Annotated in this window: 19 protein-coding genes; 12 read left to right on the top strand and 7 right to left on the bottom strand. The window is 63.2% G+C overall.

Annotation, left to right across the window (positions count from 1 at the left end; genetic code table 11):
* Window position 1: 1 nt before the first annotated feature.
* From EPO61_13375 to EPO61_13390, 4 genes are all read right to left on the bottom strand, one after another.
* On the bottom strand, window positions 2-952 hold the full coding sequence (locus EPO61_13375) for a cobalamin-binding protein (protein ID TAJ06972.1): 951 nt from the start codon (window positions 950-952) through the stop codon (window positions 2-4).
* Window positions 949-1,917, bottom strand: a complete 969-nt coding sequence (locus EPO61_13380) for an HAD family phosphatase (protein TAJ06973.1) — start codon at window positions 1,915-1,917, stop codon at window positions 949-951. Before EPO61_13380 ends, EPO61_13375 begins: the two co-directional genes overlap by 4 nt.
* 744 nt (window positions 1,918-2,661) lie before the next feature.
* Window positions 2,662-3,489 (bottom strand): AmmeMemoRadiSam system protein B, encoded by an 828-nt coding sequence (gene amrB / locus EPO61_13385; GenBank protein ID TAJ06974.1) that lies wholly within the window; start codon window positions 3,487-3,489, stop codon window positions 2,662-2,664.
* 105 nt (window positions 3,490-3,594) lie between these two features.
* Complete coding sequence (locus EPO61_13390; protein ID TAJ06975.1) at window positions 3,595-5,352, bottom strand: adenosylcobalamin-dependent ribonucleoside-diphosphate reductase; 1,758 nt, start codon at window positions 5,350-5,352, stop codon at window positions 3,595-3,597.
* A 165-nt stretch (window positions 5,353-5,517) separates the two neighbouring features.
* On the opposite strand from EPO61_13390, the gene EPO61_13395 reads away from it, so the two are divergent.
* Window positions 5,518-5,931, top strand: coding sequence for a YjbQ family protein (locus EPO61_13395; protein ID TAJ06976.1), 414 nt, complete (start codon window positions 5,518-5,520; stop codon window positions 5,929-5,931).
* 173 nt (window positions 5,932-6,104) lie between these two features.
* Entirely contained in the window at window positions 6,105-7,118 is a 1,014-nt protein-coding gene (locus EPO61_13400) for a hypothetical protein (GenBank protein ID TAJ06977.1), read from the top strand.
* A gap of 75 nt (window positions 7,119-7,193) precedes the next feature.
* Here EPO61_13400 and EPO61_13405 read toward each other — a convergent pair whose 3' ends face one another.
* The 3 genes from EPO61_13405 to folB are packed head-to-tail and all read right to left on the bottom strand — an operon-like array spanning window position 7,194 to window position 9,424.
* Window positions 7,194-7,574 carry a hypothetical protein gene (locus EPO61_13405; protein TAJ06978.1) on the bottom strand — a complete coding sequence of 127 codons (381 nt, stop codon included), beginning with the start codon at window positions 7,572-7,574 and terminating at the stop codon, window positions 7,194-7,196.
* Window positions 7,575-7,624: 50 nt separating this feature from the next.
* Complete coding sequence (locus EPO61_13410) at window positions 7,625-8,479, bottom strand: PHP domain-containing protein (protein ID TAJ06979.1); 855 nt, start codon at window positions 8,477-8,479, stop codon at window positions 7,625-7,627.
* An 18-nt stretch (window positions 8,480-8,497) separates the two neighbouring features.
* Window positions 8,498-9,424: a dihydroneopterin aldolase gene (folB, locus tag EPO61_13415; GenBank protein ID TAJ06980.1), complete on the bottom strand. Its 927-nt coding sequence runs from the start codon at window positions 9,422-9,424 to the stop codon at window positions 8,498-8,500.
* Between the two features lie 115 nt (window positions 9,425-9,539).
* Between folB and moaC the strand changes: the two genes are divergently transcribed.
* The 10 genes from moaC (at window position 9,540) to trxA (ending at window position 19,464) form a co-directional block, all read left to right on the top strand.
* On the top strand, window positions 9,540-10,043 hold the full coding sequence (gene moaC, locus EPO61_13420) for a cyclic pyranopterin monophosphate synthase MoaC (protein ID TAJ06981.1): 504 nt from the start codon (window positions 9,540-9,542) through the stop codon (window positions 10,041-10,043).
* 24 nt (window positions 10,044-10,067) lie between these two features.
* On the top strand, window positions 10,068-10,769 hold the full coding sequence (locus tag EPO61_13425; protein ID TAJ06982.1) for a molybdopterin synthase: 702 nt from the start codon (window positions 10,068-10,070) through the stop codon (window positions 10,767-10,769).
* A gap of 99 nt (window positions 10,770-10,868) precedes the next feature.
* The gene (gene moaA, locus EPO61_13430; protein ID TAJ06983.1) at window positions 10,869-11,927 is read left to right on the top strand and encodes a GTP 3',8-cyclase MoaA; all 1,059 of its coding nucleotides are present in this window, start codon (window positions 10,869-10,871) and stop codon (window positions 11,925-11,927) included.
* Between the two features lie 50 nt (window positions 11,928-11,977).
* On the top strand, window positions 11,978-12,685 hold the full coding sequence (locus EPO61_13435; GenBank protein ID TAJ06984.1) for an urease accessory protein UreH: 708 nt from the start codon (window positions 11,978-11,980) through the stop codon (window positions 12,683-12,685).
* A 178-nt stretch (window positions 12,686-12,863) separates the two neighbouring features.
* Window positions 12,864-13,673: a 3',5'-cyclic-nucleotide phosphodiesterase gene (locus EPO61_13440; GenBank protein TAJ06985.1), complete on the top strand. Its 810-nt coding sequence runs from the start codon at window positions 12,864-12,866 to the stop codon at window positions 13,671-13,673.
* Between the two features lie 94 nt (window positions 13,674-13,767).
* On the top strand, window positions 13,768-14,604 hold the full coding sequence (locus EPO61_13445) for an acetyl-CoA carboxylase carboxyltransferase subunit beta (GenBank protein ID TAJ06986.1): 837 nt from the start codon (window positions 13,768-13,770) through the stop codon (window positions 14,602-14,604).
* Between the two features lie 22 nt (window positions 14,605-14,626).
* Complete coding sequence (locus EPO61_13450) at window positions 14,627-15,922, top strand: bifunctional folylpolyglutamate synthase/dihydrofolate synthase (protein TAJ06987.1); 1,296 nt, start codon at window positions 14,627-14,629, stop codon at window positions 15,920-15,922.
* Between the two features lie 65 nt (window positions 15,923-15,987).
* On the top strand, window positions 15,988-18,321 hold the full coding sequence (locus tag EPO61_13455) for an LPS-assembly protein LptD (GenBank protein ID TAJ06988.1): 2,334 nt from the start codon (window positions 15,988-15,990) through the stop codon (window positions 18,319-18,321).
* A 22-nt stretch (window positions 18,322-18,343) separates the two neighbouring features.
* Window positions 18,344-18,889: a hypothetical protein gene (locus EPO61_13460; GenBank protein ID TAJ06989.1), complete on the top strand. Its 546-nt coding sequence runs from the start codon at window positions 18,344-18,346 to the stop codon at window positions 18,887-18,889.
* Between the two features lie 227 nt (window positions 18,890-19,116).
* Window positions 19,117-19,464: a thioredoxin gene (gene trxA / locus EPO61_13465; GenBank protein ID TAJ06990.1), complete on the top strand. Its 348-nt coding sequence runs from the start codon at window positions 19,117-19,119 to the stop codon at window positions 19,462-19,464.
* The last annotated feature ends 185 nt before the right edge of the window (window positions 19,465-19,649 follow it).

The following is a 19,649-nucleotide window of genomic DNA, read 5'->3' on the forward strand; positions in this document are numbered from 1 at the left end:
CTCAGGCGGTGCGATGTGTCGGTTGGTCCAGGCGCCGGGCTTGCGCGGGGGGTGGCTGTTCACGGTCCGGAAAGAGTTCCGGGTGCAAGAGGGAAGCGAGGATGGAGATCCCGTCCACCAGGCGCGGGCCGGGACGGCTGAAATAGGCGGCTGCGTCCACGGCGTAGACGCGATGCTGCCGAACCGCCGGGAGATCCTGCCAGCCTGGCCACCTGTTTTGGGGCGGCTTGGCTTCCAGTTCGCGCAGGGTCCGTTCCACGGAAAAGCCGCAAGCCATGATGATCACGACTTCAGGCTGGGCCGTTTGCACCTGTTCCCAGGTCACTTTGGTGGATGGTGCGCCGGCCGTGCCGAGCATGTCCCGGCCACCGGCCCAGTCCACCATCTCGGGGACCCAATGGCCGCCCAAGTAGAGAGGGTCGAGCCATTCCAGGCAGACGACCTTCGGCCTGGTCTTGCCCGCGGAGACTTGCCCGCGGATGGCTTGCAAGCGGGCGCGTAGCGAGGCGGCGAAGGTGGCCCCCTTGTCTGTCTGCCCGGTTGCTACGCCGATGCGTTCCACGTCATGGATGATGTCCGTGAGGCTGCTTGGATTCAGCGTGAGCAGGCGTGGTTGCTTAGGCAGTAATTGTATGGCCTGTTCCAATTGGCCTGGTGTTACGGCGCAGACCTGGCAGAGGTCCTGGGTGATGACGAGGTCCGGTTGCGCCTGGGCGAACAGGCGTTCGTCGAGGGCATAGAGCCGTTCCCCTTCTGCCAGGGTGTTCCGCACCTGCCGGTCGATTTCCGCACTGTCGGATCGTTCCGCGTCTATGACCGGGGTGACCAGGACCGGCTTGTGGCGCATGGCCGGCGGATAGTCGCACTCATGGCTGACCCCGACCACGTCGTCCGCCAGGCCGAGGGCGGCCACGACTTCGGTGGCGCCGGGCAGGAGGGAGCAGATTCTCATGCTAGGGGTCCGTTCTTCCACAAGCGGCCTTCGAGTTCGGCCAAGTTCACGTCCGCCAGGGAATGGGTGAGGGCATCCGCATCCCGCAGTTCCTCCACTTTGTGGGTGTTCACCACGGCCAGGACTTTCATGCCCGCTGCGTGGGCGGCCTGGATGCCGGGAATGGAGTCTTCGATCACCAGACAGTCCGCGGCGGCGAGGGGCCGTTGCCCTGGTTGTGTCTGGCGGTTCAAGGAAGCTAGGGCATGGAGGAAACCTTCCGGGTCCGGTTTGCCTTGCCGGACGTCCTCCGAGCTGGTGATGTGCTCGAATTCCTTCCGGATGCCCGCCTGCTCGAGAATATATTCGATTTCATGCCGGAGCGCGCCGGAGGCGATGGCCAGCCGGTGCCGCGTGGCCGCCTCCCGCACCAGTTCGCGCACGCCGGGGAAAATCACCAAATGGTCCCGGATGTAAGCCAGGTAGGCCTTGGCTTTGCGGGCGATCAAGTCCTGGACCAGTTCGGGCGGGGTTGGGCGCCCGTGTGCGGCGAGGACCGCGGCGAAGCAGCCCTTGTCGTCGAACCCGAGGTACTTGGCGTAGTAGTCGGCTTCCGTGAGGGGCAGGCCGATTTCCGCCAGCACCTGGCGGAACATCATGAAGTGGATCGGCTCGTTGTCGGCCACCACTCCGTCGAAATCGAAAATGATCGCTCGCAACATCGGGTGTGAGGGTTTGGGTGTGACGCCGGCCATTATAGCATGCGCGTCCCGAGGGTCAGGGCCGCCGTCGGGCGGAGCGGCCAGGTCCGCGCGCACCTGGCTTGGATTAGGGCTTGGCCTGTAGTTGTTTTTCGGAGATCCAGCCCGTTGCGCCCTGAGGGGTGCGGACTGCATAGACCCAGCTGTTGTTCCGGAGTTCTCCGTCCACCACCGTTGCGGCCGTGTTCGCCGCCACCGTCGGGCCGGGTCGGCTGCTGCCCGCATCGGCCATCAGGGCGACAGGCCCGGTCGGTTTGGCCGGGTCCGCCAAGACCACCACGGGCTGGCCCTCGCTGAAGAGGGGCGAGAGCCCTGTCGAAACTGCAGGAGCTGGTTTCGGTGGGGCTGGAGGCATCGCACTCGGCATCGCGGGAGCCGGGGCTGCTGCCATGACCGGCATGGAACTCTTGGGCTGGGCCGGAGCCGGGGCGGTTGGCATGGCCTGCGGGGCCTGGGCCGGTGAAGGTGCTTGGGCTGTCGGTGGCGGAGCCATCGAAGTCGGCGAAGCGGCGGGATTCGGCCGCGCCGCCGGGGCTTGAGCCGCTTTGGGGGCGGCGGGTGCGGGCGCCGGAGGCGGATCTTCCGCAGGGCCCATCAGGATACTGGGGTCCATCGCCACGTAGAGGCCGGCTCCTGCCACGACGGCCAGCAGCGCCAGCTTGATCATCTTTTGTTTCTTGTCGTCCCCGGGGCCCTGGGAGTCGCCTCCGTCGTCATCCGATGGGACGGTCTCGTCCAGGTCGGCGGTCGTCTCGTCCAATTCCAGATCCGGCTCCGGCTCGCGGGCGAACAGAATGTTCCATGCGGGAAGACTGTTGACGGCGGCTGGGCTGCCGGACGCTGTGAACATCAGACTCCTCCTTCTCTCACCGGACCGGAATCGCACGCAAGAAAGCATGTACTTACCATCGTCTTGCGGTCCTGTCAAACGCTTCCCGCCCCGGATGCGGGCAGGCGACAAACCGGCTGTCAGGCGATGAGGAGTCCGGCGTAGCCGACGACGGAATCGTGGTCGCCGGTGATGTCACCGGAGGTGGCATAGCGGACCAGGGAGGCGCTCCCGGCGCCCAGGGAACGGGCTGCATGGAGCATGGCTACGGTGGCTCCATAGCCACACATGGTGATGCGGTGGGCGCGCACGGCTGCGCCCAATCCTTCCGGGTCCAGGTTCCGAATGGCCTCGATCGCATGCCGGTCCTTGGCCCTGGTCACGGCATCGGACTCATAGTGGGTCAGGTCGGTGCTGGCCACAAGCAAGGGCCGGTGTTGCGGGCCTTCGCGGTCGGCCGCTTCGCGCAGGATGTCGCCCAGGCGCCGGCCCAGATCCGCGTAGGCGCGGTCGGGCAAGTGCCCCAGCAAGATCGGAACGATCCGCACATCCGGCCGGAACCGCCGCAGGAACGGCAACTGGACCTCCAGGCAATGTTCGTATTGGTGCGCCGTGGTATCGGCCTCCGCCGCGGGATCGCGAGCCAGAATGATCTCCGCGAGCGCCTCGTCCACCGCCAGGGCTCCGCCCGGCACCAGCCACGTCCCCCGGGCATAGACGGACAGAGGCGGCCCCATCCCGCGATGATTGGGGCCGAGCAGGATGACGGTTTGCGGCAGGGCTACACGGGCGTAGACGGCTCCGGCCACGTGGCCGGAATACATGAGCCCGGCATGGGGACAGACGACAGCGATGGCGGGAGTCGGCACGGCGGTGGATTCGGTATACCGGACGACGTCGGCGGCGAGGGTGTCCGCGTCGGCGCTGTAGAACTGCCCTGCGACGGCCGGCTGGCGAATCGTAGCCATCAGTGTTCGGCCATTAGCCGTCGGCTCTTGCACAGCTTGGCCTCCGGCTTTTGCTCCCATCTGCTCACGGCTAACCGCTGAAAGCTGATCGCTGACAGCGTCCCCTCAGCAGTACTGCATGCTCGTGCATGACATCACCTGCTTCTCGCGACTGCCCGTGCGGAAGACGGTGATGCCCTTGCAGCCCAGTTGATAGGCCAGCCGGAAGGCGGCGGCCACATCGGCCTTGGTGGCGGTGCGCGGCAGGTTGATCGTCTTTGAGACGCCGCTGTCGCTGTATTTCTGGAACCGAGCCTGCATGCGGACGTGATGCTCCGGCGCGATGTCGTGGGCAGTGACGAAGAGCCGGCGCAGGTCGGCGGGAATGTCCGCGAGGTCCTGGATGGACTCGTTGGCGGCCACGCGCGCGCGTAATCCTGTCGTATAGATGCCGGCGGCGCGGGCGCGCCGGATGAATTCCGGATGGAACGTGGCGAGCCGGACGTCCTCCATCACAGTTCGAACGAAGCTGACGCCGTAGAGCGGTTCGATGCCGGGCGAACAGTCTGCGATGATGCTGAGCGTGCCCGTGGGCGCGATGGTCGTCACGGTCGCGTTGCGCAACCGGTGGCCGTCGGTTTCCAGACGGCTGCCTTTGAAGTTGGGAAATACGCCGCGTTCGTGTGCCAGAGCGGCGGAAGCGGCCCGCGCCTGCTCCCGGACAAACTTCATGACCTGCTCGCCGACATCCAGCGCCCGCTCCTGGTCGTAGGGGATCTCCAGCTTGATTAAGAGATCGGCAAATCCCATCACGCCGAGGCCGATCTTGCGGTTGCCTTTCGTGATGGCCTCGATCTCGGGCAGGGGATAACGGTTCATATCGAGCACGTCGTCCAGGAACCGGACGGCCGGCGGAATGATCGTGCCCAGGCGGTCGAAATCGATGCGCGGGCGGCCGCGCGCACCGGTCACGAAGTGCGACAGGTTGATCGAGCCCAGGGTGCAGGACTCGTAGGGCAGCAGCGGCTGTTCGCCGCAAGGGTTCGTCGCTTCGATGCGACCGATGTGCGGGGTGGGGTTGGCGGCGTTGATCGTGTCCAGAAAGACCACGCCCGGTTCGCCCGATTCCCAGGCGGCTCCCGCAAGGCGGTCGAAGACTTCGGCGGCCGGACGTTGCGCGACGCGGCGGCCCGTGCGCGGGTTGACGATGGTGTAGGGCTGGTTCCGTTGCAGCGCGCGCATGAAGGCATCCGTGATGCCGACCGAGAGGTTGAAGTTCGTCAATTCTCCCGGCCTGCGTTTGGCCGCGATGAAGTCCAGAATATCCGGATGGTCCACGCGGAGGATGCCCATATTGGCCCCGCGCCTGGTGCCTCCTTGCTTGATGACCTCGGTGGCCATGTTGAAGACCCGCAAGAAGGAGACCGGTCCGGAGGCCACGCCGCTGGTAGAGGCCACGCGATCTCGTTTGGGGCGCAGATGGCTGAACGAGAATCCGGTGCCGCCCCCCGATTGATGAATGAGCGCTTGCTCCTTCACCGCCTCGAAAATCGACTCCAGCGAATCGTCGATCGGCAGGACGAAACAGGCCGAGAGTTGCTGTAGCGTGCGGCCGGCGTTCATGAGGGTCGGGGAGTTCGGCAGGAAATCGAGATAGTGCATCAGCCGGAAGAAATCCTGAGCGCCCCGCCGGCGTGTGGCGCCGTCGCCGGCATAGAGTGCCTCGGCTGCGGCGATATTGGCGGCCACGCGACGGAACATCTGTGTCGGCGTTTCGATGGGTGTGCCGTCGGCGCTTTTGGCCAGATAGCGGCGGCGCAGCACGGCCAGGGCGTTGGCCGACAGGCGCGGAGCGGGTCGAGCGGGAGTATCGGTGTGGCGCATGAACCGGAGACCTCACAAGCCACGGTTGCCGGACTTCTCGAACCCAAGGCCTGATACGGACTATTATAGTCGAAAGTCGGGACGGGCACTATGGGTGCGACGTCGGCCTTGCATCTGGCACGAAATCTGGGGCAGAATAGCTGCGACCGTACGCGTGAACCCCCGATGAAATCCTACCGCGAGGAACTCTGGTTCGATACGAAGACGCGCCGGGCCTATCTGAACATCACGCCGCTCGTAGAAGCCGCCGTCAAGAAGAGCGGGGTGAAGGAAGGGCTGGTGCTCGTCAATGCCATGCACATCACGGCCAGCGTCTATATCAACGACGATGAGCCGGGCCTGCTGAAAGACTACGACGAGTTTCTGGAGCGGATGGCGCCCCAGCAGGCGGCCTACCGGCATAACGAGACCGGCGAGGACAACGGCGACGCGCACATCAAGCGGCAGCTCATGGGGCGGGAAGTGCTGGTGGCGATCACGGAGGGCCGGCTGGACTTCGGCCCCTGGGAGCAGATTTTTTACGGGGAGTTCGACGGGCGGCGTCGGAAGCGGGTGCTGGTGAAAGTGATTGGAGCATAGTGATGAATGGGGAATGCGGAATGATAAACGAGGGACGGGTTCATCGTTCTGCGTTCATCATTATTCGCGGGGCTTGCCTCTGACGGGAAAGTTTGGCAACATGAATGGCTCGATATCGATGCCTTCGGGTCAGCCGACCGTGATCGCGACAAGGCAGGACGCAGGAGGCGGGAATGACTAGCTGGAACAGGCCCGATCCCTTGACGCGCGATCTCATCCATCTCATCAACGCGCGCCGGCACGACCATGGGGATGCCGACGCCGCGGTGGACACGCTGCAAGCGTTTCTGGAGCAGGACCGGGAGCAGGACCTGCTCACCGTCATGGCCGCGCTGGACGAGGAGATGGCCGAGTGGCTGTTCGACCTCCTGGCGGAAGCCGCCTGCTCGGTGATGATGGAAGGGGAGCCGGACGAGAAACCAACCTATGCCGTGATGGCGGCGCTGGAGTTGCCGCTGCAGGCGAATCTGCCCACACCGTTGGGATTGAAAATCAATCCGGTCACGACCGCCGATCTGCTGCACAAGCATCTGCGGTTGCCCCCCGGCACGGTCGTACTGGCGGAACCCCGCCTCTTGACCGATGCGACTTTGGAATTACTGACCCTCCATGGCCTGCACGATCACACGTCGGCCCTGGCCGAGTCGCAGCGCCGGCAGTATATGGCGGCGCGGCTGCACGCGCCGGTGGAATCCACGGCCTATCTGATCTTCGAACTCATCGGTTCGCCGGATCACGGGTTGCCGGAATCGCTGGAAGACGAGGATCGTCAGGCGCTGTTGGCCGGGCTGGTGGCCCAATGTCCCGAGCTGGCGCCGGCGCCGCAGATGATCGAAGCCCCGGTCTATGCGGCCTATGCGATGTTCGATGCCCAGAACGCGGTGCGACTGCACCGGCTGGCGGACGAAACCGTGGCGGTCTGGCGGGAGTTGGACCAGACGGTGCGCAGCCGCACGATCGTGCATCTGCACACCCAATGCGGTAACGGGGTCTACATGCCGGTCTGGACGGATCTGTTCGATCCCGAATTGCCGGAAGAACATGGCCCGGTCTGGACCTCGCCGGATGTCTGGGTGTTCACGGCCGATCTGCCGATCGAATGGCCGGGCGAGATGCTCACCAACAGGCTGCTGGCGGAAGGCTGCACGCGGTTCGAGAACCACATCGTCGAAGCGCCGGAGAACTAGAAGACAAAAAGCAGCAGGCGGAGAAGCGGAAGGAGTCTTGGCTGCGTTCTGCGTACGGCCTGCCGCCTTCTTCAACTAGCGGCCGCTTCCGCCTCGCCAATGGCCCCCGCCCGGATGGCTCTGCGGGCTGACCCCTCCGCCGTAAGGAATGACCGGAATCAACGGCGTGACCGGCACCGACGGAGCCGGCAGGGTGGAATGGGCTTGCGGCTGGGGGAAGCGGTAGATCGTGCCGGAGCTGGTGTCGCCCGATGCGTTATTGAACTGGTAGCGTTGCATGGTTCCGAAGTCGTAGACGGTGCCGGTTGTTCCGCGCGAATCGTTGTACAGTTTGACTCCGCCGAAATCGTAGAGCGTTCCGCTGGTTCCGTCATCCCCTTGGAGCATGCTGATGCCGGAAGCCCAGACTGATCCGGTTCCCAGGAGCATGACGACCCAGATCACGAATGATTTCATGGCCGGCCCTCCTCCATGATGACACGTGAGGGGACGCTCGATGCCCTGCATCAGAACAACACTTGCCCGGCGGCTGCCCGAAGCGGCTCCAAGAGTTTGCTTGAGACCTTGAGCCCACCGCGTCCCACGCCCACCTGGATGTCCGGCTTCGTGAGTCCGTGGAAGTCGCTTCCGCCGGTCACCAACAAACCCAGACGTTTGGCGATGTTGAGATACTCCTCCGTCTGCGCCCGCTTGTGGGTGCTGTAATGGACCTCGATGCCCATCAGGCCCGCGGTTTTGAGGGTTTCGCAGAGCTTCAGCAGGCTGGTTTCGTCCAGCCGGACCCAGGTCGGGTGGGCGAGGACGGGGATGCCCTTGGCGGCTCTGATCCAACCGATCGCTTCAGCCGGCTCCGGCAGCTCTCGTCGAACATAGGCGGCTTTGCCGTTGCCCAGATATCGGTCGAAGGCCTCTTTGGCGGATTGAACGTACCCCTTCTCCATCAGCAGGCGGGCGATGTGCGGGCGGCCTACTGATTCGGTTCCGGCCAGGGCCCGGACTTCCTCATACGTGATATCCAAGCCGAGTTCGTTGAGCTTCTGGACCATGAGCGGGTTGCGCCGATGACGGCTGGCGCGCAAACCCGCCAGATGCTGATTCAACGTCGCATCCTGCCAATCCAGAAAATATCCGAGAATATGCAGCTCGCCGTCCTCCCATTGCGAGCTGATTTCGATGCCGGGAATCACTTCGATGCCCAGGTCGGCCCCTATCTTCATGGCTTCGGGGATGCCGTCCGTAATGTCATGGTCGGTGATGGCCAGTGCGGTGACGCCGGCCTTGTGCGCCAGCGCCAGCACTTCGGCCGGCGGGAGGCTGCCGTCCGAGTGGGTAGTATGGAGGTGCAGGTCGATGCGGCTCATGACTCGTCCTTATGCTGATCAGTCCTGGCGACGGGCGACCAGTTGCGCCGTGAAAGAGGTTTCCGGCCCGCTGTCGCGCTCGCCTTCGTCGTAGTGCAAGACCCGCAAGCCGCCGGCGAGGTGCAGCAGTTCATTGTGGGCCAGGCAGAATTCTTTGCGGCGCGGATGGTGCCGGCGCAGGTGGTTGTCGATGAGGAAGGTCTCATAGACCAGCAGGCCGCCGGGTTTTAACGCTCGGAGCAGGGAGGGAAACAGCGGCCGGTGCAGGTAGAAAAAGACCAGGATTGCATCATATCGCGCCGCGCCTAGATCAGGCGGATGGGTTGGGTCTGTTTCCAAGTCCAGGTATGTGGTGGTCAGGTTCGAGAGGTTGCGTCGGCCGGCTGTCTCGGCCAGCGCGGCCAGAGCCTGTCGGTCCCGATCCACGGCCTCCACTGTATATCCCAGTGCGGCGAGGTACAGGGCATTCCGACCCTGGCCTGAAGCCAGATCCAAGACGGTGCCTTTCGGGAGGCGTGCCATCTGCTCCTGAAGAAACCGGGCCGGCGGCGGGTCAGGAAGAACCGAGGCACGGGTGCGCTCCAGCCTCACGCCGACCGAGCCGCGCACATCCTTCAAGGGCGGGGCGAGTTTCCGCACCCATAGATGGAGGGCCGATACGGGAAACTCCGCAAAAACCATTGAGCTGATGCGTTCCGCAATGGTTTCCACCAGGGCAAACGCCTGAGCCTGGCCGAGTTGGACGATTCGCTCCGCCACCATGGCATAGTCCACGGCGCGTCCGATGTCATCGGTCTCCGCAGCTCGGGACAAGGCGCCGGGGGGATAGATGAGTTCCAGGTCCACGGCGATCGGCTGGGGTGTCTGCCGTTCTTCCTGCGTCACGCCGCAATGGCCGTGAAACTCCAGACGCTCGATCATGACTCGATCTTCCATATGCGTCATTCTCCCGGATGGCCCCGGCGAGAGTCAAGGATGATGCTTGACTCACCTCCACGGCGACTTCTATAATCATTCACTTGGTTCAGTTCTGTTGAAAATCTCTGATTTCGCAAGAGAAATGGCCGAGTTCACGCACTTCAACGAATCAGGTCGGGCGCGGATGGTCGATGTCAGCGCCAAGACTTCGACGGAACGGGTTGCCACGGCCCAGGCGACTGTCTTTATGTCGCCGGAAACGCTGGAAAAAATCCAACAAGGGAAGATCGCCAAGGGGGATGTCCTGGCCGTGGCGCAAGTGGCCGGGGTCATGGGCGCCAAGCGGACCCCCGAGCTGATTCCGATGTGTCACCCGCTCTTGCTGACCAGCGTGGATGTGGGGTTCACAGAGGAAGCTGAGCCGGACCGGCAAGGACGCTGTGCGATCACGATTACCGCCACGGCCAAGACGACGGGCCAGACCGGCGTCGAGATGGAAGCCATGACGGCCGTGTCCGTGGCGGCGCTGACGATCTATGATATGTGCAAGGCCGTGGACAAGGCCATGAGCTTCGGCGACATTTGCCTCATGTCCAAGTCCGGTGGGAAATCCGGCACGTATGTGAGGCGCGCGGCCGGCAAGTGACCGGTCTGCTGCGATTTGAACCCTATGATAACGATCACTCTGTTCGGTTTGACCAAAACTCTGGCCAATAACCAGGGCACCTTGTCCGTGGCGCTCAACGGCGGGCGGTGCGTCAGGGACCTGGTGGGGCTCCTGGACGCCAGCCATCCGCAGATCGGCGAGTTGATCCACAAGAAGAAGGTCCTGGTGTCGGTCAATCAGGAGATTGCCCACGAAGACACGAAAATCGAGGACGGCGACGAGGTGGCCTTGCTGCCGCCCTTTGCCGGCGGTGCGACGATGCCCGATCGGTCCGCTGATGACGCGATGTTGGTGCGCGTCCAGCGGGAGAATTTTTCGATCGATGCCGAACTCGATCGGGTGCGGCAGCGGTCTACGCGCATCGGCGGGATTGCCACGTTTCTGGGTACGGCACGAGATCGCTCGAAAGGCCGTGATGTCAGCGGCATCACGTTCGAGCATTACGAAGGCATGGCTCAGAAGAAGCTCCGAGAGATCCGCGAACGGGCCCTCAAGGACTTCGACGTCATCGAGGTGCTGATCCTGCACCGGTACGGCCGGATCGAGATCGGCGAGAACATCGTGTTGATCATCGTCGGCGCCGAACATCGGGCCGAGGCCTTCCGGGCTTGCAAGTGGTGCATTGACGAGCTGAAGCAGATTACGCCGATCTGGAAGCTCGAGCAGACGCCGGAAGGAGAGGTCTGGGTGGAGGAGCACCCGTAGCGGAATGTTGAAAAAGGCCTCCAGCTGCGTTCTCGGTCGCCCGTCTCCCTGCGGCCTTGCTGAAGGACCTTTTTGAACATTCCGTGAGAGCGTGAGCCCATGAACGTGGAACGTTCCAAGCCAGCGACCGTCGGCGATACCTTCGGGCGGCCGCTCAAGAGCCTGCGTCTGTCGGTGACGGACCGGTGCAATCTCCGCTGCAAGTATTGCATGCCGGAGGAGGAATACGGTTGGCTGCCGCGGGAAACCCTCCTGAGCTTCGAGGAAATCTATGCCCTGACCGATCTGTTCACGGCATTGGGTGTGGACAAGGTGCGTTTGACCGGCGGCGAGCCGCTGTTACGCCGCGACCTGCCGACCTTGATCCGGATGTTGCGGGACAACCGCCGCATCAAGGAAATCGCGCTGACCACCAACGGCATTCTGCTGGCGGAACAAGCCGAAGCGCTCTATGACGCGGGCTTGCATCGGGTGACCGTGAGCCTGGATACGTTGAAGCCGGACCGGTTCCGGTCGCTGACCCGACGCGATACGCATGCTCAGGTGCTGGAAGGCATCGAGGCCAGCCTGCGGGTCGGTTTTGCCGGCCTCAAGCTGGATACCGTCGCGATGAAGGGGTTCAACGACGACGAACTGGTGGATCTGATCGAGTACGGCAAGCGGGTCGGCGCCGAGGTGCGATTCATCGAGTATATGGATGTCGGCGGGGCCACGAATTGGTCGTTGGACAAGGTGCTTTCGCGCGACGCCATTCTCGAATCGCTGGGGCGGCAGTATGGGCCGGCCAAGCCGATCGTCGAGGCGAGTTCGGCGCCGGCGCAACGGTATTGCATCCCGGACGGAACGATCTTCGGGATCATTGCCTCGACGACCAGCCCGTTCTGCGCCACGTGCGACCGGAGCCGGCTCACCGCGGACGGTTTGTGGTACCTCTGCCTGTACGCCAAGGACGGGCTGGATTTGCGTGAGCCCTTGCGGACGGGCGTCTCGAGGGACGAACTCATGGCCCTGGTCCGGTCGCGATGGGAAGCACGCACGGACCGCGGCGCCGAAGAGCGCAAGGAGTTGGAACAGGTCGGGCTCCGCGAGTCGCAGCTGATCGCGATCCAGAAGCTCCGCGAGGATCCGCACCTCGAAATGCATGCCAGAGGGGGATGAGATGAGTCGGCGACGCCCCGCGTCCGGGTGCTCCGCCGGCCCTTTGCCTTATGCCTGACACGTCCTTCCTGAGCATCCTCAGCCTTGGGTTTCTGCTCGGTGCCAAACACGCCCTCGACGCCGACCATGTGGCGGCGGTCTCCACTCTGCTCGCTGATCGTCCGGCCTGGCGGACCTCCGGATTCATCGGGTTTTGCTGGGGCTTCGGTCACACGGCGACGTTGCTGCTGGTCGGTCTCCTGGTCATTGCGTTCAAGGTCACGATCTCCGAACCGGTCGCGCAAGGGTTTGAAGTGGGCGTGGGCCTGATGCTGATCTTCCTGGGCGGCTCCCTGGCGGCGACCCTGGTTCGGGAGCGTTGGCATGTGCACGTCCATCAGCACGAAGGATCGGCTCATGTGCACTTGCACAGTCACCAACTGCAACGGGACCACGGGCATGAGCATTGGCTGCCCTGGTCGCTCCGTCCGGTTCTGGTCGGGATGGTGCATGGGCTGGCCGGTTCGGCGGCCCTGATGCTGCTGGTGCTTGCGGCTGTCCGTTCCGTCTGGGAGGGTGTTGCCTATATCCTGGTATTCGGGGTCGGTTCGATCGCCGGGATGGTCGTCTTGGGGATGCTGATCAGCGTGCCCCTGGTCCTGTCGGCTTCGTGGGGGTACCGTGTTCAGATGACCGTTCAGGGCCTGGCCAGCCTGGGCAGCATCGGGCTTGGACTGACGATGGTGGCGCGCATCGCCTTGGGAACGACTCTCTTTTGATCTCGCGGGCGGTCTTTCGTCCTGCCGACTACAAGAAATCATCGGCGATATGGGTACGTAGATTTGAGGGCTTGTTAACCGGAAACAGAGCTTGGGGCGAATCGTGATTCTTGATGCGGAAGCAAGGCGGCTGTGATATTCTGAGCCTCTTTTTGAGGCGTTTCGATGGTCCGGCGCCATGCCGGCCAGGAGCCATAGGGTGAAGATTCGAGTTTTGGGTTGCCACGGGTCGGATCAGCTCCTGGATAGAACGCAGGGGCACCACCAGTGCCGGACTTGCGGGTTCCTCGTCAATGGGACGGTGATGGTGGACGCCGGCACCATCGGGGCGGCGTTGCGGCTCGACGAGCAGCGGCGGATCCGCCACATCCTGCTCTCGCACCTGCACTTCGATCACGTGCAGGGGCTCCCGACGCTGGCCGATAACCTGGTGGATGACGCGGCGGACTCAGTGGAATTGATCGGCACCGTACAGGTGATCGGCGGACTCCGGCGGTACTTGTTCAACGACAAGGTCTATCCGAATTTCATGGCCTTGCCCCATCCCAAACGGCCCATCTTCAAGACGCGCACGTTCAAGGCGGGCCAGGAAACCGAGGTGGGGGGGCTGACCGTCACGCCCATCCGCGTGAACCATCTGGTGCCGACCGTGGGGTTTCTGGTGCGCGAAGGAAGCTCCTCGTTCCTGTACAGCGGGGATACCTATGAGACCGAGCAGATTTGGAAGATGGCGGCCCGCGAGCCGACCCTGAAGGCGGTCTTCATCGAAGCGTCGTTTCCGGACGAGCTGGCGGAGCTGGCCCGGGTCAGCAAGCATTTGACGCCCACCCTTCTGGTCCGGGCGTTCCAGAAGATCAAACGGCCGGATTTGCCGGTCTACGTGTATCACGTCAAGCCGCGCTTCCGCGACGATATCGCGCGACAACTTGCCCGGTTCCGGCTCCCGAACCTTACCGTGCTGGAAGAAGGTCAAGAGATCGTCGTCTAACCGAACGCTGAATGCATCATGATGAACGCTGAACCGCCGGACCGTGTTCCCTATTCAGCATCCATCATTCCGCGTTCATCGTTTCCTCTGAGCTATGGCCTGGTTTAAAAAAGAGACAACGCCGAGCGCCGAGCCGTCGAAGCGGCCCAAGGTCGTCGAGGGCATGTGGCTCAAATGCAGCCACTGCCGCGAGATCGTCTATCGCAAGGAGGTGGATCGCAACAACAAGGTCTGCCCGAAGTGCGATTACCATTTCCCGATCTCGGTGGCCGAGCGCATTGCGCTGCTTGCGGACCTCGGGACGTTTCGTGAATGGGATGCCGATCTGGCCCCGCAGGATCCGCTGGGGTTTGCCGACAGCCGCCCCTACCCGGATCGGCTGAAGGCTCAGCAAGATAAGACCGGGCGTAAGGATGCCCTGGTGACCGGGGAGGGAGCGATCAACGGCCGCCGGCTCGTTCTGGCGGTGTTCGATTTCAGTTTTATGGGCGGCAGCATGGGGTCCGTGGTCGGGGAGAAGCTGTGCCGCGCCATCGAGCGGGCCGTCACGATGCGCCTGCCGGTCGTCTTGGTCTGCACCTCGGGCGGCGCGCGGATGCAAGAGGGGATTCTGTCCCTGATGCAAATGGCCAAGACTTCCGCCGCGGTCGCCAAGCTGGGAGAGGCCCGGCTGCCGTTTATCACGATCCTGGCCGACCCCACGTTTGGCGGCGTCACGGCCAGTGTGGCGATGCTGGGGGACGTGATTATCGCGGAACCCAAGGCGCTGATCGGGTTCGCCGGGCCGCGGGTGATCGAACAAACGATCAAGCAGCAGCTGCCTGATGAATTCCAGCGTGCCGAGTTCCTCTTGGAGCATGGCATCGTGGATATGATCGTGGAGCGTCGGCGCCTCAAGGAGACGTTGGGCACGCTCATCGGCCACCTGTAAGTCTGCCGTTTTTACCACCTCCATGTCCTATTCTGCATCGCTTGAGTACCTCTTTGGGCTCCAGAAGCACGGGATCAAGCCGGGCCTGGACACCATCGCGCGATTGCTCGACGGTTTGGGGCGACCTCAGGAGGCGTATCCGACGCTGCACATCGGCGGGACGAACGGGAAGGGGTCCACGGCGGCGATGGCGGCGGCCATGCTGCAGGCCGCCGGGTACCGGGTCGGGCTCTATACGTCGCCCCATCTCATCGAGTTCCGCGAACGTGTTCGGGTAAATGGGGCGGTGATCCCCGAAGCGGCCGTGGCGGCGTTGACCGAACGCGTGGCCCGTTTGGCGGGGCAGGGGGCCCAGCCCACCTTCTTCGAATTTACGACGGCGCTGGCGTTTCAACATTTCGCCGAGGCGCGGGTGGAGGTGGCGGTGATCGAGGTGGGGCTGGGAGGGCGGTTCGACGCCACGAACATGATCGTGCCGCTGGCGTCGGCGATTACGACCGTCGCGCTGGACCATCAGGAGTACCTGGGTTCCAGTCTGGAGGCGATTGCCTTTGAGAAAGCGGGCATCGTGAAGCAGGATGTGCCGGTCGTCACCGGCCGGCTGAGGCCTCCGGCGGCGGACGTCGTGGCGCGGACGGCGAAGGAGCGGCATGCGCCGCTCTGCCGGTTGGGTCGCGAATTCGAGGCCCAGGGAGACACCTTGATGGGGTTTACGTACAGGGGGATTCGGGATCAGCAGGAAGGCTTGATCTGTCCGTTGGCCGGCGCCCATCAGCTGGACAATGCCGCTTGCGCCCTGGCCTTGATGGAGCTGGTTTCGGAGCGAGGGCTTCCTGTTTCCGGGCAGGCGGTTCGCACCGGATTGCGCCAGACCTCCTGGGAGGGCCGGCTGGAAGTGGCCGAGCGTGCGCCCCTGTTGGTGCTGGACGGGGCACATAACCCGGAGGCGGGTGCGGCGCTGGCCGCCTACCTGACGTCCCATCGCGTGGCCCATCCCGGCTCGCGCGTGATCGTGGTGCTCGGGATGATGCGCGACAAGGACTTGGCCGGGTTCTGCGGGCTCTTGGCGCCCCTGGCCGACGAGCTGGTCCTGACCCAGGCGCAACTGACCCGCGCGGCGTCCGTCCATGAGCTGGCGTCGGTTCTCGGCGAGCGGGCGGCCGGCGCGCACCTGGCTCCGCATCCGGCCGAGGCTCTGGCTCTGGCCAGGCGGTTGGCCGTCACCGACGACCTGATCTGCGTCACGGGGTCCCTGATGCTGGTGGGCGACGTCAAGGCCCTTCTGCGCGGCTGCGGCCTGTCTCCCATCCGGGGTTGAGGATGGGCGATCGCTGCCGCCGTTCGGTCCTGCCGCTGCGCCTGTCCTGCCTCGCACTTGCGGCGATGGTCGCGGTCGGGACCGGCTGGGCCGCCCCGGCGGGGCCCTCCGATTCCAAACAAGCCCTCTCAACCCAGAACATCCAGACCCAGCCGATCCAGGCGTTCGCCGATCAGCTGACCTATCAAAACGATACCGAGGTTTACGAGGCCGTCGGATCGGTGGTGATCCTCCAAGGCATGATGCGGCTGACCGCGGACCGGGTCTGGATCAGTATGTTGTCCGGCAAGCTCACGGCTAAGGGACACGCGCACCTGACGGACCCGACGTCCGAACTCAAGGCCGAGCAGTTGGATCTGGACATCAATACGGACGCGGGCCTGATCGTCGACGGAACCCTCTATATGAAGGACTCCAATACCTTGGTGACCGGTCGTCTGCTGCAACGATTCTCCGAAGACCATTACCGGGCCAAGGAAGGTTCGTTCACGAACTGCGACGCCAAGAACGGCGAAATTCCGGCCTGGCGGTTTACGTTCAAGGACATGGATCTGAATGCGGGACAGAGTTTTTACGGCAAGGACCTGTGGTTCTGCGTCAACGACGTGCCGTTGGTGCCGCTGCCGGCCCTGACCTATCCCGTCCAAACGGCGCGTAAAAGCGGCGCGCTGGTGCCGGAGCTCGGCTACGACAACAAGTTCGGCGCGCATTACCGACAGAGCTTTTTCTGGGCGATCTCGCCCAGCCAGGACCTCCTGGTGACGCCGGACTATCTGAGTCAGCGGGGGTCCGGCGGCGACCTGGAGTACAAGTATATTCTGAACCGTCAATCCCGCGGCCAGTGGCTGCTCAGCTTTATCCAGGATAATGTGACCCACACGTCGCGCGCGCAAGCCATCGGGACACACGCCCAGCAATTCAACGACGACCTCTCGCTGCATATCAAGTCGAGCTTGCTGTCCGACCGGACCATTCTGAACAACCTCAGCAACTCCGGAACGTTGCGGGCCGCGCCCAGCCAGGAATCGGATTTCACCCTCAACCAGCGGTATTCGCTCGGCAACATCTACTTGTTGGGTCAGTTCCTGCAGCCGGTCGGCGCCGGCAGTCCGAATACGTTCCAACGGCTGCCGGAGATCGGGTTCAATCTGTTCAACGTGGCGCCTCTCGACGGGCCGGCGCTCCTGGGCATGGAGAACACGTTCGTCAACTTTTACCGCGATCAGGGATTTCAGTTGAATCGGGTCGACCTCATGCCCACGCTCTCTACGGACGTGATCAATGTAGGGCATGTTGTGGGGATCACGCCGCAGTTGAAGCTGCGGGAGGTCTATTACACGCGAGGCGTGACCACTGAGAAGACGGTGCATCGAGAGACTTTTTGGGCGAGCCTCGACGCGACGTCGCGCCTCTCCAGGAATTTTGCGAAAGAGGGCGGAAAAAGTCTCGTCCACACGATCGAACCGGATATCATCTACGAATATGTACCGCCCAGCGACCAGTCCCAGATCGTCCAGATCGATGCCGTGGACGATCTGCCCAAGAAAAATCTATTGACCTATTCCTTACGCAGCCGGCTCTTGGAGATGGGCGCGGATGGCAATAACAGCAACTGGCTGGACTTGACTCTGGCGCAGAGCTATCACGTCGGGAGCACTCAGAACCAGGCCCGGCTCTTTCCCTTTTCCAACAGCCCTCTCTTTGCGTCCACGAGCCAGCCGTTGCAGCCGACAATGGTCGCCGTGCAGGGGAAGAAATTCTCGGACCTCTGGCTCCGCGGCGTGGTTGGCAACAATGTCGGGACGCCGGCCCTTATGAATCCCATGTCGTTGACCGTGGACGCCTTCTTCGATCCCTATCGGATGGACCTCAGCCAGTGGAACACGGATGTGCGCTATCAGGATCGAGACCAGTGGTATGTCGAGTTGGGGCAGCGTTACACGAACGAGGGTAATCGGGTCCGGCGCGGCGACATCTGGAACCCCATCTCCTTCAACGAGGTCTATGCCCCGACGCAGGCAGTCCACTATGCCACAGGGACTGTTGCGTTCCGGGCGCCGCTCGGGTGGACCTTGGGGGCTAAAACTTACTACGACATGAAGTCAGGACAGAGGCCGGAGACGGATCTCGTCGGTGTCTATCAGAATCCCTGCAAATGCTGGTCCTTGGGCCTTTTTTACATTCAATTTCCAGACCGGGTACAGTACAATTTTCTTATCAGCCTGACCGGGATCGGCGCGACAGAAGGGTTCGGCACCCAGTTGATGAAAGCCATTCTGAACCCCTTGCTCAAGGACGAGAAGGGCCTGCCCTGGCCGACCTCGCCAACTCGGAGATCTTCGTCGTCGGGGGTGTCGCAACAGGGGCAGCCGGGCCAGCCTGGATTGGGCCGGTTCTGAGGGCGCCCGATGGAGGTCTGTGATGCGACGTAGGCCAAGGGCCATCTGGTCGGCGCTGGCGGGGCTAGGATGCCTGTCCCTGCTTGTGGCGGGCTTGTGGGCCACGGCTGTGCCGGCTGCGTCTTTCGATCAGCCACGGGACCATCTGAAACGGGCCAAGGTCTTTCTGGCCGCGGGAGATTACCGTCATGCGGTTGAGGCCTGTCAACGTGAGGTTGAGGAGGCCCCCTCGGTCCAGAGCTATATCTATCTCACCTACATCTACCAGGCGATCGATGGCTACTTGGAGGCTATGGCCAAAGCCGATCGGTGGGTGGCGGTGGAGCAGCTGTACCTGAACCTGGCCACGCGTAATACAGAAGATCTGACCGATCCGCCTGACGTGCTGGCGCGGATCGCCAAGGAACTGATCCAGGAAAGTGTCAGGCGGCAATCGGACGTGACCGCCGCCATGGCCACGCGCCTGGATAAGGCGACGGCCGAACGGCTTTGGACGCAGCAGACAGCCTGGCGGGCGGCCCATCCGGACGATTGGTGGAGCGGCGTGCCGGAGGCCTGGAATTGGTAGGGGGAGCGTAGCGGTTGGCCGCCTTTCGTGCTCGCAGAACGCGCACTTCGGAAAGTGCTCGTCCCATGCGCGCAGTTGAAGGCCGCCCAATCGCCGCTCGGAAAAGAAAGAGGGATAAGGGCGCGAGGTAGAAAAACAGGGGGCAACCGTTCGGTTGACAGTCTAAACGACGGTAGGATACGATGCGCTCCTACCGGTGGGGAAACGTCATTCGAAGGAGGCGATCCGTGGCAGGACAGGCATTGCAGGTGAGCGACAGCAGTTGGGATGCCCAGGTTATGAAGGCGCCGGGCCTGGTGATGGTGGATTTCTGGGCCGTGTGGTGCGGGCCCTGCCAGATGGTCGCGCCGATCATCGAAGAATTGGCGACCGAGTATGCGGGCAAAGTAAAAGTCATGAAGCTGAACACCGACGAGAATCCGGAAGTGGCCGGACGATACCAGGTGATGAGCATTCCGACGATTTTGTTCTTCAAGAACGGGCAGCCGGTGGAGAAACTTGTCGGTGCGAGGCCCAAGCGGCAGTTTAAGGAAACGATCGATTCGCTTTTGGCGCAAGCGACTCCCTCCGCTTAAGAGGATGGTGAAAAAGTCCTCCGACTGCGTTCTCGCATCGCGCAGGCCCTCAACGGATCGTACGAACAAGAGGCAAGGTACATCTCCGCTCGCATGTGATCGAAGCGAGCGGTTCAAGCGAAGCTCGGTATGTACCTCATCGGGCCTTCACTCGCTGCGGCCTTGTCGAGAGGCCATTTTGACCA

Source organism: Nitrospirota bacterium, assembly GCA_004296885.1.
Classification (GTDB): Bacteria; Nitrospirota; Nitrospiria; order Nitrospirales; family Nitrospiraceae; genus SYGV01.

Bases quoted from the DNA above. Each gene is read 5' to 3' on its own strand.
- amrB (TAJ06974.1), bottom strand. From the start codon at position 3,489: ATGGCTACGATTCGCCAGCCGGCCGTCGCAGGGCAGTTCTACAGCGCC.
- EPO61_13380 (TAJ06973.1), bottom strand. From the start codon at position 1,917: ATGCGGGCAGCAGCCGACCCGGCCCGACGGTGGCGGCGAACACGGCCG.
- EPO61_13400 (TAJ06977.1), top strand. From the start codon at position 6,105: ATGACTAGCTGGAACAGGCCCGATCCCTTGACGCGCGATCTCATCCAT.
- EPO61_13435 (TAJ06984.1), top strand. From the start codon at position 11,978: ATGCCTGACACGTCCTTCCTGAGCATCCTCAGCCTTGGGTTTCTGCTC.
- EPO61_13390 (TAJ06975.1), bottom strand. From the start codon at position 5,352: ATGCGCCACACCGATACTCCCGCTCGACCCGCTCCGCGCCTGTCGGCC.
- moaA (TAJ06983.1), top strand. From the start codon at position 10,869: ATGAACGTGGAACGTTCCAAGCCAGCGACCGTCGGCGATACCTTCGGG.
- EPO61_13410 (TAJ06979.1), bottom strand. From the start codon at position 8,479: ATGAGCCGCATCGACCTGCACCTCCATACTACCCACTCGGACGGCAGC.
- EPO61_13440 (TAJ06985.1), top strand. From the start codon at position 12,864: ATGCCGGCCAGGAGCCATAGGGTGAAGATTCGAGTTTTGGGTTGCCAC.
- EPO61_13405 (TAJ06978.1), bottom strand. From the start codon at position 7,574: ATGAAATCATTCGTGATCTGGGTCGTCATGCTCCTGGGAACCGGATCA.
- EPO61_13450 (TAJ06987.1), top strand. From the start codon at position 14,627: ATGTCCTATTCTGCATCGCTTGAGTACCTCTTTGGGCTCCAGAAGCAC.
- folB (TAJ06980.1), bottom strand. From the start codon at position 9,424: ATGACGCATATGGAAGATCGAGTCATGATCGAGCGTCTGGAGTTTCAC.
- EPO61_13395 (TAJ06976.1), top strand. From the start codon at position 5,518: ATGAAATCCTACCGCGAGGAACTCTGGTTCGATACGAAGACGCGCCGG.
- moaC (TAJ06981.1), top strand. From the start codon at position 9,540: ATGGCCGAGTTCACGCACTTCAACGAATCAGGTCGGGCGCGGATGGTC.
- EPO61_13425 (TAJ06982.1), top strand. From the start codon at position 10,068: ATGATAACGATCACTCTGTTCGGTTTGACCAAAACTCTGGCCAATAAC.
- EPO61_13445 (TAJ06986.1), top strand. From the start codon at position 13,768: ATGGCCTGGTTTAAAAAAGAGACAACGCCGAGCGCCGAGCCGTCGAAG.
- EPO61_13455 (TAJ06988.1), top strand. From the start codon at position 15,988: ATGGTCGCGGTCGGGACCGGCTGGGCCGCCCCGGCGGGGCCCTCCGAT.
- EPO61_13375 (TAJ06972.1), bottom strand. From the start codon at position 952: ATGAGAATCTGCTCCCTCCTGCCCGGCGCCACCGAAGTCGTGGCCGCC.
- EPO61_13460 (TAJ06989.1), top strand. From the start codon at position 18,344: ATGCGACGTAGGCCAAGGGCCATCTGGTCGGCGCTGGCGGGGCTAGGA.